At 70.5% G+C, this 14,919-nt stretch carries 16 protein-coding genes; 13 read left to right on the top strand and 3 right to left on the bottom strand.

All coding sequences use genetic code 11. The features are described 5' to 3' along the window. Positions 1-62 precede the first annotated feature (62 nt). Together ACIGEZ_RS24505 and ACIGEZ_RS24500 are read left to right on the top strand one after the other, a co-directional pair. Complete coding sequence (locus tag ACIGEZ_RS24505) at positions 63-1,124, top strand: PucR family transcriptional regulator (RefSeq protein WP_399834496.1); 1,062 nt, start codon at positions 63-65, stop codon at positions 1,122-1,124. An 89-nt stretch (positions 1,125-1,213) separates the two neighbouring features. Next, positions 1,214-1,540: a DUF3040 domain-containing protein gene (locus ACIGEZ_RS24500; protein ID WP_399834494.1), complete on the top strand. Its 327-nt coding sequence runs from the start codon at positions 1,214-1,216 to the stop codon at positions 1,538-1,540. 336 nt (positions 1,541-1,876) lie between these two features. Here the strand turns inward: ACIGEZ_RS24500 and ACIGEZ_RS24495 are convergent, their stop codons facing one another. Further along, positions 1,877-2,188 (bottom strand): hypothetical protein, encoded by a 312-nt coding sequence (locus ACIGEZ_RS24495; protein ID WP_399834492.1) that lies wholly within the window; start codon positions 2,186-2,188, stop codon positions 1,877-1,879. Continuing rightward, positions 2,185-2,481 (bottom strand): hypothetical protein, encoded by a 297-nt coding sequence (locus ACIGEZ_RS24490; protein ID WP_399834490.1) that lies wholly within the window; start codon positions 2,479-2,481, stop codon positions 2,185-2,187. Before ACIGEZ_RS24490 ends, ACIGEZ_RS24495 begins: the two co-directional genes overlap by 4 nt. 331 nt (positions 2,482-2,812) lie before the next feature. Between ACIGEZ_RS24490 and ACIGEZ_RS24485 the strand changes: the two genes are divergently transcribed. The 7 genes from ACIGEZ_RS24485 (at position 2,813) to ACIGEZ_RS24455 (ending at position 9,745) form a co-directional block, all read left to right on the top strand. Then, positions 2,813-2,944, top strand: coding sequence for a hypothetical protein (locus ACIGEZ_RS24485; RefSeq protein WP_399834488.1), 132 nt, complete (start codon positions 2,813-2,815; stop codon positions 2,942-2,944). 201 nt (positions 2,945-3,145) lie between these two features. Next, positions 3,146-3,652 (top strand): hypothetical protein, encoded by a 507-nt coding sequence (locus ACIGEZ_RS24480; RefSeq protein WP_399834486.1) that lies wholly within the window; start codon positions 3,146-3,148, stop codon positions 3,650-3,652. Positions 3,653-3,709: 57 nt separating this feature from the next. Next, positions 3,710-5,140: a flotillin family protein gene (locus tag ACIGEZ_RS24475; protein ID WP_399834484.1), complete on the top strand. Its 1,431-nt coding sequence runs from the start codon at positions 3,710-3,712 to the stop codon at positions 5,138-5,140. A gap of 23 nt (positions 5,141-5,163) precedes the next feature. Continuing rightward, positions 5,164-5,709 carry a hypothetical protein gene (locus ACIGEZ_RS24470; RefSeq protein ID WP_399834482.1) on the top strand — a complete coding sequence of 182 codons (546 nt, stop codon included), beginning with the start codon at positions 5,164-5,166 and terminating at the stop codon, positions 5,707-5,709. Continuing rightward, positions 5,706-6,437, top strand: coding sequence for a hypothetical protein (locus ACIGEZ_RS24465; protein WP_399834479.1), 732 nt, complete (start codon positions 5,706-5,708; stop codon positions 6,435-6,437). The genes ACIGEZ_RS24470 and ACIGEZ_RS24465 overlap by 4 nt, the downstream gene beginning before the upstream one ends. Positions 6,438-6,763: 326 nt before the next feature. After that, the gene (locus ACIGEZ_RS24460) at positions 6,764-8,704 is read left to right on the top strand and encodes an NAD-binding protein (RefSeq protein ID WP_399834478.1); all 1,941 of its coding nucleotides are present in this window, start codon (positions 6,764-6,766) and stop codon (positions 8,702-8,704) included. A 159-nt stretch (positions 8,705-8,863) separates the two neighbouring features. Next, the gene (locus ACIGEZ_RS24455; protein WP_399834476.1) at positions 8,864-9,745 is read left to right on the top strand and encodes a GNAT family N-acetyltransferase; all 882 of its coding nucleotides are present in this window, start codon (positions 8,864-8,866) and stop codon (positions 9,743-9,745) included. Positions 9,746-10,130: 385 nt separating this feature from the next. Here the strand turns inward: ACIGEZ_RS24455 and ACIGEZ_RS24450 are convergent, their stop codons facing one another. Further along, a complete protein-coding gene (locus ACIGEZ_RS24450) occupies positions 10,131-10,778 on the bottom strand; it encodes a peroxiredoxin-like family protein (RefSeq protein ID WP_399834474.1) in 648 nt (215 codons plus the stop codon). Positions 10,779-10,929: 151 nt separating this feature from the next. Here ACIGEZ_RS24450 and ACIGEZ_RS24445 point away from each other — a divergent pair, with 151 nt between their 5' ends. The 4 genes from ACIGEZ_RS24445 (at position 10,930) to ACIGEZ_RS24430 (ending at position 14,912) form a co-directional block, all read left to right on the top strand. Next, positions 10,930-11,526 (top strand): TetR/AcrR family transcriptional regulator, encoded by a 597-nt coding sequence (locus ACIGEZ_RS24445; RefSeq protein ID WP_399834472.1) that lies wholly within the window; start codon positions 10,930-10,932, stop codon positions 11,524-11,526. Between the two features lie 122 nt (positions 11,527-11,648). Continuing rightward, a complete protein-coding gene (locus ACIGEZ_RS24440) occupies positions 11,649-12,185 on the top strand; it encodes a DM13 domain-containing protein (protein WP_399834689.1) in 537 nt (178 codons plus the stop codon). Positions 12,186-12,826: 641 nt separating this feature from the next. Further along, positions 12,827-14,200: a TrkH family potassium uptake protein gene (locus tag ACIGEZ_RS24435; protein ID WP_399834470.1), complete on the top strand. Its 1,374-nt coding sequence runs from the start codon at positions 12,827-12,829 to the stop codon at positions 14,198-14,200. Next, on the top strand, positions 14,193-14,912 hold the full coding sequence (locus ACIGEZ_RS24430; protein WP_399834468.1) for a potassium channel family protein: 720 nt from the start codon (positions 14,193-14,195) through the stop codon (positions 14,910-14,912). Before ACIGEZ_RS24435 ends, ACIGEZ_RS24430 begins: the two co-directional genes overlap by 8 nt. Positions 14,913-14,919: the final 7 nt, after the last annotated feature.

Here is a 14,919-nt window from a genome sequence, read left to right as displayed (position 1 = left end):
TCAGTCTTGGTCTCCACGTGTCAAGAACTCGTCAGAGACGTGTCAGGAATCCGGGAGGGGCAGTGACGGATAGGCAGCCGGCCGAGGAGTACCTGGAGGGGTACGCCGAGATCCTCGCGGGTGTGTGCGCGACCCGCCGCAAACTCACCCGCGAGGAACGTGAAGCCCTGCGCTCCCGAGGGGAGCGGGCCGCCGAGGCCGGCATCGGGCTGCGAGCCGCCGTCCGCGCCCACCTCGCCGCCGCACAGCGGGTCCGCCCCGACCTCCCGCAGGCCGCCGCCGACCACCTCCTCGCCGCCGTCGAACAGGCCGTCGACGCCTTCGCCGAAGGCCACGAAAGAGCCCAGCACGTGGCCATACGACAAGAAGAGGCCGCCCGGCGCGAGTTCATCGACGACCTGCTCTACGGCCGGAGCGATCTCGGACGCCTGGCGGAGCGAGCAGAACGCTTCGGACTGCTCCTGTCGCACGCCCACGCCGTGGCCGTCGCGCAGGGCCCGGAACCGTACAGCGATGGCTACGAGGTCACCCGTACCGTCGAGTCCTCGCTCGCCGCCCGCTTCGGTAACCGCCGCATCCTGCTCACCACCAAGGACGGCCGGCTGATCTGTGTCGCGCCGGCCGACGAGCCCGACGTGCTCGCCCACTTCGCCAAGCAGGCGTACGCGGCGACCGACGGCGGCCAGGTCGCCGTCGGCCGATCCCACCCGGGCGCGGGCGGCGTCGTCCACTCCTATGAGGAGGCCCTCAACGCCCTCGACCTCGCGGCCCGTATGAACCTGGACGCCCCCGTTCTGTATGCCGCAGATCTCCTGGTCTATCCCGTACTCACCCGCGACCGGCAGGCCATGGCGGACCTCGTCCGCACAGTCCTCGGCCCGCTCCAGCAGGCACGTGGCGGCGCGAAGCCACTCCTGGACACGCTCACGGCGTACTTCGACAGCGGCTGCGTCACCGCTCAGGCAGCCCGCCGCCTGGCCCTCAGTGTGCGCGCCATGACGTACCGCCTCGACCGCATACACCACCTGACCGGCGCCGACCCCGGCGATCCCGTCCAGCGCTACACCCTCCAGACCGCCGTCGTCGGCGCCCGACTCCTGGACTGGCCCGACCAGCCGCTGTGATCACGGGGCCGGGCGTGGAGACTGAGAGGAGAAGGGACGCGCCAGCTACGCGTCTGTCTGCCGTCTTCGTCGGCACCAGGGCGGTCACCATGAGTTATTCCAGCGATGACCAGCGGATTCTCGGCGAGATCGAGCGTGGTCTGACCCGCGACGACCCAGCCCTCGCCACCCTGATTGACACGCTCAACGAGCAGTTCCCCCACGCGGCAGATGTGCCTTCGGACGCCCGAGCCCCGCGCCGCAATCCCCGCGTCGTGACGGCGGTCGTCCTGGCCGTCATCGCCCTGCTTGCGCTGATCCTGACCGCCATGCTGGGCAGCCGGTCGGCCCCGCCGGCGGGAGTGGACGGGGGACCGGCCGCGCTCTCGTCCCTCTCGGCGGTCACAGGAGCACACGAAGGCCACACTCTCCCGTAGTCCGGCACGACGGCTCGCCGGATCGGGAGGCACCCGCGCCGGTCCCTGCGCGCACGAGGCCGCTCTTCTATGCTCGCTGTCGACCGAAGGAGGCCGCCGCGTGCCGTGGCCCGCAGGAAACGGACCGTACGCCGGACCGTCCGTCCCGCTCCTGATCAGCGGATCCGTGCTGACGACCGTCGGAACGCTCATGTACTTCACGCCGCGGCTCCAGTCGCCGCTGTTCGGCTTCGGGGCGCTGGTGCTCGCGTTCACCGCCGCTGCTTCCGTCTCGGCCCGAGGAGGGCGGTTAGATCACACGTCGGCGCGGGCCTCTCGGGGTGGCGGTGGGCAGGGTCATCGGCGTCGTGACCGGGACGGTCCCGCCAGGAAGTCGTAAACGATCACGAGGGTGAGGGAGCACCCGACGAGGCCGAGTGCGACGTAGGAGCATGCCTTCAGTACGCCGCTCGATGCCTCGGCAAGCCGTGCCACCTCGTTGGTCAGCGCGGCCCCGTACAGCGTGACACCCGCGGCACCGAGCAGGCGGACCGGGGCGTCGGCTCGGGCGAGGCGGGTCGGCCTCCAGCCCAGCAGTACCGCGATGCTCGGCGCCAGGAGCACTGCCGCGCCACCGACCAGCAGTGTCCAGCTTGCCCAGGTGCTCACGTGAGGGCCTCGGAACTGTCCAGGCCGGAGGTACGCGCCCGGTGGCGACGCAGCTCGAACAGGCTGATCCCCGCAGTGGCCAGGTAGAGGGGAAAGGCGAGTGTCTCGGCGATCACGGTGGTTCCCGTGGCCCGGCTGAGGCTGGCCACGAGCGCGATGCACAGCAGCAGCCCGGGCAGCGCCCGTCGCCAGCGCGGCAGGGTCTTGATCCGCCAGACGCGGACGCTGACCACGGTGTTGAAGGCGAGGAAGGTGAGTGCCCACACGGCGAGCACGACAAGAGTGAGGGGCATGGACGGGAGCTCCAGGGCAGGCGGAAGACTGTGCCGACCAGACTTCCCGGCTCACCCGTGCGCGATCCTATGCGTCAGGGAAGATCTGTGAAGCTCTCCACCGCCCCGGTCTTGCCGGCGACGACGGCTGTGTCGCCCTTCTCGACCACCGCGTCGGCGGTGGAATACGTGAAGTCCTCACCCGGGCGTTTGCCTGTCGGTCACGACCGTGGGCGGCGCGTTCACCCATTTCATGCTCGGGCAGGACGACATGGTGCGCGCCGAGGCGGTCGTCATCACCGGCCGGCGCCGCATGGACTGATGCGGGTGGCTCACCGGGACCCTGATGCACGTGACGTCCGAACCGGTCGTGGTCGTGGGCCATTCGCTCGGCGGCGCGTTCGCCCTCGCCTCCCGATCCGACCTGCTCGCCGGTCGCGTGCTCGAGTCCACCGCCGGGCTGGTGCGGCTCCTACCGCAGTAGCCTCACTTCCGCGCCGTTGCCGTCCGCCGTCCTGGCGCGCGCCCGGAGCTTGCCGTTCATGGTGGTGGCGGGATCGCGCGTGCGCGAGGGCGGCATTAAGAGCGCGTAAAGGCTGCCGGATTCCGGCAGTGAACATCTGTACTGGTCCGTGACACCATCCCCGGCAACGGGAGAAGCAAGGCACGGGGCGAGGTGGCGTACATGAGCTGGTTTCTAGGTCTCGGCATCGTGGGTCTCGTGCTGCTCGTCCTGTCCCTGGTCTTCGACGGGGTGTTGGAGGGGCTCCTCGACGGGTTCGGCGGGGGACTGGACGGGTTTCTGTCGTTGCCGGTGATCGCCGGGTTCGTGTCGGCCCTCGGTTTCACGGGGGCGATCGTGCTCGGCACCACCGGTACGGGGGCGGGGGTCGCCACCGGTGCGGGCGTGGCCGCGGGGGGCGTGGCGGGGTGGGTGACCTGGCGGTTCAGCCGGGCGCTGCTCCGGGACGGCGCCGCGCCCGCGCCGCAGGGCGAGGACCTTACCGGCACCTCGGGGACGGTGGTCACCCCGATCCCGGTGGCGGGCTATGGCGAGGTCCTGCTGTATCTGGCCGGGCAGCCGGTGAAGTACGCGGCGAAAGCCGAGGCTCCGGTCACCCGCGGCACGGAGGTCTGGGTCGAGGCGGTGCTCACGTCCACCTCGGTGGCCGTCCGGCCCGTCCAGCGCTGACCGGCCCGTGCGTTCTGCTCTTTCTTCTTTTCAGTTCCCATCGAAAGGGGGCGCTTCATGAGCCCTGTCCTGTTCGCCGTCGTGGGCATCGTCGTCCTCGTCGTGCTCCTCGGCCTCGTCGTCGTCACGCGCTACAAGGTGGCCGGGCCGAGCGAGGCGTTCATCATCACCGGCCGGCGTGGCAAGCAGGCGACGGATCCCGCGACCGGGCGGGTGTTCACCGACAACAGCGGCCAGAAGGTCGTGGTCGGCGGCGGTGTGTTCGTCGTGCCGTTCGTGCAGCAGAAGTTCAGCCTCGACCTGTCCAGCCGGCACATCCCGGTCGCGGTGCGCGGTGCCGTGACCCTGCGTGGCGTGAAGGCCAATCTGGAGGGCGTCGCGATCGTCAAGGTCGGGGGCACCGAGGACTCGATCCGGGCCGCCGCGCAGCGGTTCCTGATGCAGCAGGACGGCATCGTCGGCTTCACGCAGGAGGTGCTGTCCGGCGCGCTGCGCTCGATCGTGGGCCGGATGTCGGTGGAGGACATCATCCGCGACCGGGCGGCGTTCGCCGGGCAGGTCGCGGAGGAGGCCGAGGCGAGCCTGTCGGGGCAGGGCCTGGTCCTGGACGCGTTCCAGATCCAGGACATCACCACCGAGGGCTCGTACCTGGAGGACCTCGGCCGGCCCGAGGCCGCCCGGGCCAAGCAGGAGGCGGACATCGCCGAGGCCGTCGCCCGGCGTGCCGCCGAGCAGGCCCGGCTGAAGGCCGAGGAGGAGATCGCGATCGCGCAGCGGACGCTCTACCTGAAGCAGGCCGAGATCAAGGCGCAGACGGACGAGGCCGCCGCCCAGGCGAACGCCGCGGGCCCGCTGGCCGAGGCCGACCGCCAGCAGCAGATCCTCGCCGAGCAGGAGAAGGTCGCCGAGCGACAGGCCGCGCTGACCGACCGTCAGCTCGACACCCAGGTCCGCAAGCCCGCCGACGCCGCCCGCTACCAGGCGGAGCAGGAGGCTGAGGCCCGTCGTATCGCCCTGGTGAAGGAGGCCGAGGCCGATGCCCAGCGCTCGCGCCTGACCGGTGAGGGCGAGAAGGCCCACCGTGCCGCGCTCGCCGACGCCGTACGCATCGAGGGCGAGGCCGAGGCGGCCGCCATCGCGGCGCGGGGCTCCGCCGAGGCCGAGGCCATGCGGAAAAAGGCCGACGCCTTCGCCCAGTACGGGGACGCCGCCGTCCTGCAGATGCTCGTCGAGGTCCTGCCGCAGGTCGTCGCCAAGGCGTCCGAGCCGCTGTCGGCCGTCGACAAGATGACCGTCATCTCCACCGACGGGGCGAGCCAGTTGTCCCGTACGGTCGCCGACAACGTCGCCCAGGGCATGGAACTCCTCTCCTCCACCACCGGAGTCGACCTCGCCCAACTCCTCCAGGGCATCACCCAGAAGAAGACGACGGCTGAGCCCGTGCCCGCTCCGGCCGCCTTGGGCACGCCGGTCGAGATCACCGAGTAGAACGCGACGGGAGGGGGGACGCGGTGAGAACCAGCTTCAAGCTTCACGCGGGCATGCAACTGACCCTCTCCGGGGTGGGATTGCTCGCCGCAGTCCTGGCTGCCGTGCCGCTCCTGCCTCCCTTCGCCGACGAGTGGCTGCTGCTCGGCATCGGCATCGCCCTGCTGGTCCCCCTTCACCTGGCGACGATCTTCCGCAGCATCGCGGTCGAACTGCGCAACAGGGGCTTCGCCAGCAACAAGTCGAACCAGTGGCGGGCCGTGCGGGCCCTGCCCCACCGCGTCCACGCACTGCTCGTGGGCGCGGGCCTCGGCGGGGTGTTCCTCGTCACCGGAGTGTTGTGGGACGACTCGGGCCTCGAACGAGTCGAGTCCGTCCGCGGGCACTACTCCGCGATCGACACCGCCGACCCCGAACGCAGGCGGGTCCCGATCACCAGAAGTCAGTACGAGGCGTTGCGCAAGGACGATCAGCGGGTCGCGTTCGCGGCGTTCGGTCTCTTCGCGGCGGGTGGCGGCGGCCTGACACTCCTCTTCGGGAAGCTGGATTCCTGGGCCGGCAGGGCATGACCACAGGCCGCCGCCACGGCAAGCCCTACAGCACCCGCCGTCGCCGAGCGCGGGACGTACTCGTCGGCCTCGCCGGACTCATCGCCCTCCTCGCTGGTAGCGCCCTGCTGGTGGCCTGGCTCCCACACGCTGTTGCGGAGGAGCGCGCTTTCCGCTCGGCGTCCGTGTGCCGGGGGGCGCCGGCCGAGGACTGCCTGTACGCGGCGTGGTTCACCGTCGATTCCGTCGATGTGCGGCGTGGCAAGCAACCGGGCGGCTGGGTGCGGGTCTCCGGGCCCGAAGAGGGCGCCGGCCGGGTCGAGTTCAGCGGACTCGGAGACTTCCTGGAGAGTGTGCGTCCGGGCGATCGCGTCGCGGGCACGATCTGGAGTGGCGAGGTCGTCGTACTGTCGGACGGCGCGGCCGCACAGCGGACCCTTTCCCACCCGGTCGGAGACCCGCTGGTCGCAGCCGGATCCGGCATCCTGCTCATCTTGGGCGGGGGGACTGGCACCTACGTCTCGTGGGGACGGCTCCGCTCCGACGAGCGTTCCGCCCGCCCGTACCGGAGGGCCGCCCTCACCGCCGACGCCTGCACGCTGGCCGTTCTGGGCGCCTACACCTTCGTACTGATGGTGGTCCTGGACGGCAGGGACGAAGACCTCGGCACTTTCCTCGCGCTCTGGACTCCGGCGGCGGTGGGAGTCGGTGCTTTCGTGAGTCGCCGGCACCTGCGGCATCGCACCTGACGATGAGCCGCCACCCAGCACCGGGCCACGACGACCACGAGCGAGGGGCTGGCATGTCATCGCGAACGCCAGGCGCGACTTCCTGGAGAGCCCCGCCGGGATGGCTTTGTACCTCGTGTGGTTGGGCCGGACTGCCGCAAGCAGCGTCACCCCGACCTGGGTGCGCATCGGCGCCGGCGTCCTCGCCGCCGTATGCCTCGTCCTGCTGGTACGAACCCTGATCTCCCGTCATCGCACTCGGCACGCGAGGCACACCGGGGCAGGAACGACAGACACTTGATCCGCCCGCGTGATCAGGCGGGTCCATCTCGGCACTTGGGGGAATCATGATCGCGCTACCGCACCAGGACGCCGGAGTTCCACGGGACGGCGGCCACATGGTGGTCTGCGGCGACGACGGGCTCGCGCACCGGCTCGCCGACGAGTTGCGCGACGTCTACCGCCAGCGGGTCGTTCTCGTCGCTCCTGGCGACCAGGTCGAGGAGCGGGTGGGCGAGCAGCCCGCCGTGCTGTCCCGTGCGGCGCGGCTGCTGCGCCGGTCCGGCGGACCTGCCGTCGAGGACACGCTCGGTGGCCCTCCTCCGCCGCTGCGTGACGTCGTGTCATCCGCGCCGACCGAGGAGACGCTGCTGCGGGCCGGGGTGGACGGGGCCGCGGCGCTCGCCCTGCTCTACGAGGACGACGAGACCAACCTCCGCGCCGCCCTCGCCGCCCGCCGCCTCAGCCCCGGACTGCGGCTCGTGGTCCGCATGTACAACCGCAAGCTCGGACAGCACCTGGAGGAACTCCTCGACCAGGCCGCCCTCCTCGCCGCGCCGGGCATCGACCGCGCCGTGCTCGACGCCTCCACCACCGTCCTGTCGGACGCGGACACGGCGGCCCCCGCGCTCGCCGCCACCGCCGTCGCCGGCACGAGCAAGGTCGTCCAGGCCGACGGCGTACTCCTGCGCGCCGCCGAACGCACCCCGCCCGGACGCGGCGAGGTACCCGACCCCGGCCTGTGCACCCTGGCACTGCTGTCGTCCACCACCACCGACCCGGCGGGGTCGGAGGGCTCGGAGGGCAGCGGCCCGCAGGGCCCCCTCCTCCTGCCCGACGACCGGACGGTGGCGGGCGCGGCCGGTCGAGGGAGCGTGGTCCTGGAGACCGTCCGGTACGCCGGTCCCGCCCTGTCCGCGCGGCGCCTGGCCCGCCGCGGTGCGCCGCTGCGCGAGCTCTTCTCCAGCCGCCTGCGGTGGGCACTCGCCGGCATCGTCGCCTCCGTCCTCGCGCTGACGCTCACCACGATGCTGCTCACCGACGCCGACCCCGCGCACGCCGCCTACATCACGCTGCTGGACCTGTTCTCGATCAACGACCCCGCAATCGACGCGCCAGTCACCCACCAGATCCTCCAACTCCTGTCCGGCCTCGTCGGCCTCGCCCTGCTTCCCCTCCTCGTCGCCGGGGCACTGGAGGCACTCGGAACCTTCCGCGCGGCCGGAGCTCTGCGTCGGCCACCCCGCGGCCTGTCCGGCCACGTCGTCCTCCTCGGCCTCGGCAAGATCGGCACCCGAGTCCTCGCCCGACTGCGGGAACTCGACATCCCGGTCGTGTGCGTCGAGGAGGATCCCGATGCCCGCGGCATCCCGCTCGCTCGCAGCCTGGGCATCCCCGTCGTGCTCGGCGACGTCACCGAGGACGGCGTACTGGAGGCCGCCAAGATCCACCGGGCGCACGCCCTGCTCGCCCTCACTAGCTCCGACACCACCAACCTGGAGGCCGCGCTCTACGCCCGAACGGTCAAACCCGACCTGCGCGTTGCCTTGCGCCTGTACGACGACGACTTCGCCACTGCCGTCTACCGCACCCTGCGTACCGCCCACCCCGAGGCCCTCACCCGCAGCCGCAGCGTCACCCACCTCGCCGCCCCCGCCTTCGCCGGCGCGATGATGGGCCGCCAGATCCTCGGTGCCATTCCCGTCGAACGAAAGGTCCTGCTCTTCGCCGCACTTCTCGTCGCCGGACACCCGCAGTTCGAAGGCCGCACCGTCGCCGACGCCTTCCGCCCCGGCGCCTGGCGCGTCCTCGCCCTCGACACGGCCTCCCCGGCCGCGCGCCGGCCCGACCTCGCCTCCTCACACCAGGCGGGCGAGGAACCCCAGCTCCTGTGGGACCTGCACCCCGGCTACGTCTTGCGTCCCCAGGACCGCGTGGTCATCGCCGCGACCCGCCGCGGCCTCGCCGAACTCCTGGGCACCTCTCCCCAGCCTCGGCCACTCCGATAACCCCTTGCCGACAGTCCGATCGGGCAGTTACGTTCCCTCGGCCGTCCAGGCTTTCCCGGACCGGCTCCGTCGCCCAGGAGGTGTGCAGCACATGCGCAGCAGTGCCCAGCAGTCGATCTCGCGTACTGACCTTCACCACCTCCCAACGACGGAGAAGTCTTGTCGATTCGCATCACCCCTCTGACCGACCCCGACCACGGTCTGTCCAGTCGCCGCCTGGCCTGGCTGGCGACCGACTCCGACGCCATACCCGTCGGATCGGCGTTCCTGCGTCTGTTCACCAACTCGGGGCAGGAGCACCGGGCGGAACTGGACATCCGTGTCCATCCGTCCGAGCGGCGCAACCGCATCGGCTCGCGGCTGCTCGACGCGGCAGTCACCACTGCCCGAGAAGACGGCAGACGCTGTGTCGTCGCCCAGACCGAGGCCGGATCCGCCGGCGACCGGTTCCTGGCGGCCCAGGGCTTCCGCAAGGTCCTCGCCCTGACCTACGCACGACTGGCATTGGCCGAGGCGAACATCACGGCTCTCTCCGAGATCGTCGAACAGCCGCATCCCGGCTACCGGTTGGAATCCTGGGACGGAATGGTCCCCGACGGCCTCGCCCGAACGTTCGCCGCCTCCCGCCGCGCCATGGACGACATGCCCATGGACGAGGCCGACTTCGGCACCGTCGTGTGGGACGTGGAACGGGTCCGGGCGGCGGCCCAGGTCATCGAAGAGCGCGGCGACCTGCTGCACACCGTCGTCGCCATCGACACCTCGGACAACTCGATAGCCGCCTTCACCGAACTGGTCATCCCCGGCAAGGGCAAGGGCGAGGGCCTGCACTACGGTACCGGCGTACTGCCCGAGCATCGCGGTCACGGCCTCGGCCGGTGGATGAAGGCCGAGTCGATCCGACAGGCGCACCGGGCCCACCCGGACGTCGACGGCCTGATCACCGACACCGCCGACAGCAACACGTATATGAGACACATCAACGACAGTCTCGGCTACGTACCGACGAGGAAGGTGCTCGACTACCAGCTCGATCTGTAACGGCCACGGAACCGGCCGGATCGAGATGCCCTCGATCCGGCCGGTCTCACCATCGGTCCTGCCGAACCAAGCCCAAGATCTACTTCCACAACAAGCCCTGAGCGTGTTGCAGAGGGTGATGTCTGGGCAGGCCAGGGTTTGGGGCTGGTCTGGTCATGTAGCCAGTGCGAGGTTGTGCGTGTGGGCGACGGCCTGGACCGCGTGCGAGCACCGGCTCGAAGAGATAGGCGCCCGGCCTGGAACAGCTGCCCCCAGGCAGTCTGGAGGCCCGGGAGCGTCGGCGAACCCGGCCCGAGGGCGACACCTTGAGATCGCCGATGGAGAACAGGTAGGCGCGATCCGGCGGAGGACGGTTGTCCCTCATCGCGCGCATACCGTGGCGGTGTCAGCTGATCGCGTCTAGGGCCGCAAGGATGTCCGTGGGTTCGGCGCGCTGGGTGTAGTCGCTGGTGACGAAGGCCCAGCGGATCGTGGAGTCGCGGTCGATGACGTAGGTGGCGGGCAGCGGCAGGGTGCGGGGGTGGCCGCCGTTGGCGCGCTGGAGGTCGATGCCGAAGCTGTCGTAGACGGCGGCGAGGTCGTCGGGCAGGTCGAAGGCGAGGCCGTACTGCTTGGCGGTGTCGGAGCCGAGGTCACTGAGGACGTCGAAGGCGAGTTCGTGCTTCTCGGTGAGCGAGAGGGACTCGTCGGGGATCTGCGGTGAGACGGCCACGAGTCGCGCGCCGCGCGTGGCGATCTCGTCGTGGTGCTGCTGGAGCGAGCGCAGGGCGATATTGCAGTACGGGCACCAGGAGCCGCGGTAGAAGGTCAGCACCACGGGCCCGGTGGCGAGCAGTTCGTCGAGGGCGAGGGTCGTGCCGGTCGCGGTCGGCAGCCGGAATCCGGGGGCGGTGGCGCCCACGGACAGGGCGCGATCGGCCTGTCCGGAGTCGGCGAGTTCCCGGGCGGCGCGGTTCATGACGGCGCGGACGTCGGCCGGGATCTGCTCCTGGCGGCTGTCGTAGAAGGCGCGGAGTTCGGCGTCGAGGCTCATGGTGGGAGGTTTCTCCTCATATCGGTGTCAGGTTTGTCGGTGGCAGGTTCTTGGAACGACCGTTTCAAGATAGTGGTTCGTGTGCGCTCGAAGTCAACGCGTGGCGCGATATCTTGGAACTCTCGTTTCAAGATGACGGACAGGGACAGGCATGGCCGACGTCAAGCACTTCGATCAGGACGCCGCCCTGGAGACGGTGGTGCGCCTGTTCTGGCGGCAGGGCGTGGCCTCCACCGGCATCCAGGACATCGTGACCGCGACCGGGCTCAACCGCTCCAGCCTGTACGCCACCTTCGGCGGCAAGCAGCAGCTCTACATGGCCGCTCTGGAGCGCTACGTCACCGACCGCTCGCGCCCCGCCCTCGGCCGGCTCACGGAGGACGAGCGCGGCCTGCCCGCCGTCACTGACTTCTTCGCCGGACTGATCGAGACGCGCTGCACCGGGGAGTACGCCCGGTGGGGCTGCATGATCTCCAACGCGCACACGGGCGCCGAGAACACCGACCTGAAGGTGCGGGCCCTCCTCGACCGGCAGCACCAGCGGCTGCGCGACGCCTTCCACGCGGCACTGCGGACCGCCCAGGCGCGCGGCCAGCTGGCCCCCGGCACCGACCCGGCCGCCGGAGCCGAGGTCCTCGCGCTGGTCGCGTACGGGGTGAACCTGCGTTCCCGTGCCGGAGCGAGCGCGGACGATCTGGCCCGGACCGTGGGCGCCGCCCTCGACGCCGTCACCGGCCGGTCGTCGTAAGGGAATCGTCACCAGACATTCCGGGACAGGCGCGTGCCGAGGCGCGTTGAATGACCGACGTGCAACCATCGAATGGATCGGGGAGCGGGAACATGGTCGCGGTGTCGCGTCGCAAGATCACCATGGCAGTTGTGGCCGTGGTTCTGGTGGGGCTGGGCGTCGGCCTGGCCTGGTTCCAGCCCTGGAAACTGTTCGTGGACGAGACCGTCCGCGAAGCCTTGCCCGCGGCGCCGGCCCCCACGGCGAGCGCGGCCTCGACACAGTCTCCCGCCGCACCCGCCTCCGCTGCCCCTACCCCGGCCGCGCCGCGGACGGTGGCCTCGGGCGAGCTGATCAGCCACGAGCACGCCACCTCCGGCACGGTGAAGCTCGTCCGCCTCCCGGACGGCACGCACACGCTCCGCCTGGAGAATCTGGACACCAGCAACGGCCCGGACCTCCGGGTCTGGCTGACCGACGCCCCCGTGAAGCAGGGTGAGGCCGGCTGGCACGTCTTCGACGACGGCCGCTACCTGAGCCTCGGGAAGCTCAAGGGGAACAAGGGCGACCAGAACTACGCCCTGCCCGAGGGCACCGACCTCACGAAGTACACCAGCGTCAGCATCTGGTGCGACCGCTTCGACGTCTCCTTCGGCGCCGCCGAGCTGACCCGCATCTGATCTTTCTCTGGCTGCAGGAGACCGACGACCGGCACCGGGCACGAGCCGGAGGCCGACTGGCCGAGGCACCGTCCTGCTTCTCACTCAAGCCGGGAGAGGTGGCCGTGGCGCGAGGTCGCGGACGCCGGATGGGAGGACGTCCGCGACCTCGCGGCCCGGGGACGGTCAGGCCACTGACGTCCACGGCACTGAGCGGCCGAGAGGGAACCTACGGGCCTCCCGGTAGGTCGTCCGCCTTTCGCACGCGGCTTTGACGATGCTCTGACGGATCGTGCCGAAACACGTCAAAGCGGCGTCAGAATCGCTCACGGTGACGGAAGGAGGACGTCAACGCTCCCCCGTACGGGCTGCTCAGGCGGTTTCCTGAGCCGGTCGGATTCGGGCGGGGCAGCCCGCAGCGCAAGGGAGTTGATCGCTCGTGAGCGAGGAGAACTGGGTCGGGCTCATGGTGGCTCTGTCACTGGTCGGCTATCTGGCGGCGGTTGTGAGTCGCCCGGGGAAGTTCTGAGCGCCTGTCGGCGAGGTACCTCGTGCCGCGCGCCGCCCGCACTGGAGCGCCGGGATAGGGTGACCGCCGCCGGTTCGTTGACGGGTTCGATACGCCCCCGGCCATGAAGCAGTCAGGCGAGGGAGGCCGGCGGGTGGCAGGGCAGCTGACGAGAGTGCGGCGGTCGGTGTTCGCCGTACACCCGGCCCGGACCCTGGTCATGGCCTTCGGCGCGGTGATCCTGCTGGGGACGTTTCTGCTCATGCTGCCGGTGTCCTCGCAGGACGGCGGCGCGACGGGCTTCGTGACGGCGCTGTTCACGTCCACCTCCGCGGTGTGCGTGACGGGCCTGGTCGTGGTGGACACCGGCACGTACTGGAGCGGGTTCGGCGAGGGCGTGATCCTCGCGTTGATCCAGGTCGGCGGCTTCGGCATCATGACCATGGCCTCGCTGCTCGCGCTGCTCGTCTCGGGCAAGCTGCGGCTGCGCATGCAGCTGACCGCGGCGGCGGAGACGAAGAGCTTCGGCATCGGCGACGTACGCCGTGTCCTGCTCGGCGTCGCCGGGACCACACTCGCGGTGGAGCTCGCGGTGGGCGGCTGGCTCGCGCTGCGCTTCCGGTTCGGCTACGACCAGCCCATCGCCGAGTCGGCGTACTCCGGGCTCTTCCACGCGGTCTCCGCGTTCAACAACGCGGGCTTCGGCCTCCACGTCGACAGCCTCACCCCGTACGCCCAGGACCCTTGGGTGACCCTGCCCATCGCCCTGGCGGTCATCCTGGGCGGGCTCGGCTTCCCGGTCCTCCTCGAACTGCTGCGCCACCGGACGCGCAGAAGGCTCACCGGGCGCCGCACGTGGACACTGCACACCCGGATGACCCTGCTGACCACCCTCGTCCTGCTCCTGACCGGCACGGCCCTCACCTGCCTGCTGGAGTGGACCAACCCCGGCACGCTGGGCCGGTTCGACTGGGACGAGAAGCTCCTCAACGGGTTCTTCCACTCCGCGATGAGCCGCACGGCCGGCTTCAACGCCGTCGACATCGGCGCCCTGCACGCCTCCACTCTGCTGATGACCTGCACGCTGATGTTCATCGGCGGCGGCAGCGCGGGCACGGCCGGCGGCATCAAGGTCACCACCTTCGCCGTGCTCGCCGCGGCCATCGCCGCCGAGGTGCGCGGCGAGCCGAACTCCACCGTCATGGGCCGGCGCCTGGCCCCGCATGTCCTGCGGCAGGCCCTGACCGTCGCACTGCTGGCCGTGGGACTGGTGATCGGGGCCACGCTCGCCCTGCTGACCGTCTCCTCGGCCCCGATGGAGGCCGTCCTGTTCGAGGCGGTGTCCGCGTTCGGCACCGTCGGACTGTCCACCGGCATCACAGCCGACTTCCCGGACAGCGGACAGCTCGTGCTCATCCTGCTCATGTTCGTGGGCCGACTCGGCCCGGTCACCCTGGTCTCCGCGCTCGCCCTGCGCGAGCGGACCCGCCGCTACCAGCTACCCGAGGAGCGACCCGTCATTGGGTAACTACCTGCACAACCTGCGCCGCCGTCGCCGCAAGCAGCTCGCCGCCCAGTACCCCGAGATGAGCGACCAGCGGGTCGCCGTCATCGGCCTGGGCCGGTTCGGCAGCTCCCTGGCCCTGGAACTGACCCGGCGTGGCTGGGACGTCCTCGGGATCGACACCGACCCACAGCTCGTCCAGCGCCACAGCGACGCCCTCACACACTCCGCGGTCGCCGACTGCACGGACCCCGAGGTGCTGCGGCAGCTCGGCGTGCACGAGTTCACCAGCGCGGTCGTCGGCATCGGTACGGACATAGAGGCCAGCATCCTGATCGCCTCCAACCTCCTGGAGGAGAACGTCCCCAACATCTGGGCGAAGGCGATCAGCCGGCAGCACGGCCAGATCCTGGAGCGGCTCGGCGTCCACCACGTGGTCCTGCCGGAGCACGAGATGGGCGAGCGGGTGGCCCACCTCGTGACCGGGCGGATGCTCGACTTCATCGAGTTCGACGACGACTACGCCCTGGTGAAGACCGTCACGCCGGACAGCATCACGGGCGCTCCCCTGGGCGAGAGCGGCGTGCGGACGAAGCACGGGGTGACGGTCGTCGGGATCAAGCGCCCGGGCGAGGGCTTCACCCACGCCACTGCCGAGACCGTGGTCGCGAAGGGGGACATCATCATCGTCACCGGCAAGACGCAAGCGGTGGAGGCGTTCTCCGAACTCAGCTGACGTCAGG

It is taken from the genome of Streptomyces sp. NPDC085481 (assembly GCF_044541845.1).
Classification (GTDB): Bacteria; Actinomycetota; Actinomycetes; order Streptomycetales; family Streptomycetaceae; genus Streptomyces.
The sequence above is the reverse complement of the archived record's forward strand: the minus strand, read 5'-3'. Positions and strand labels throughout refer to the sequence as shown.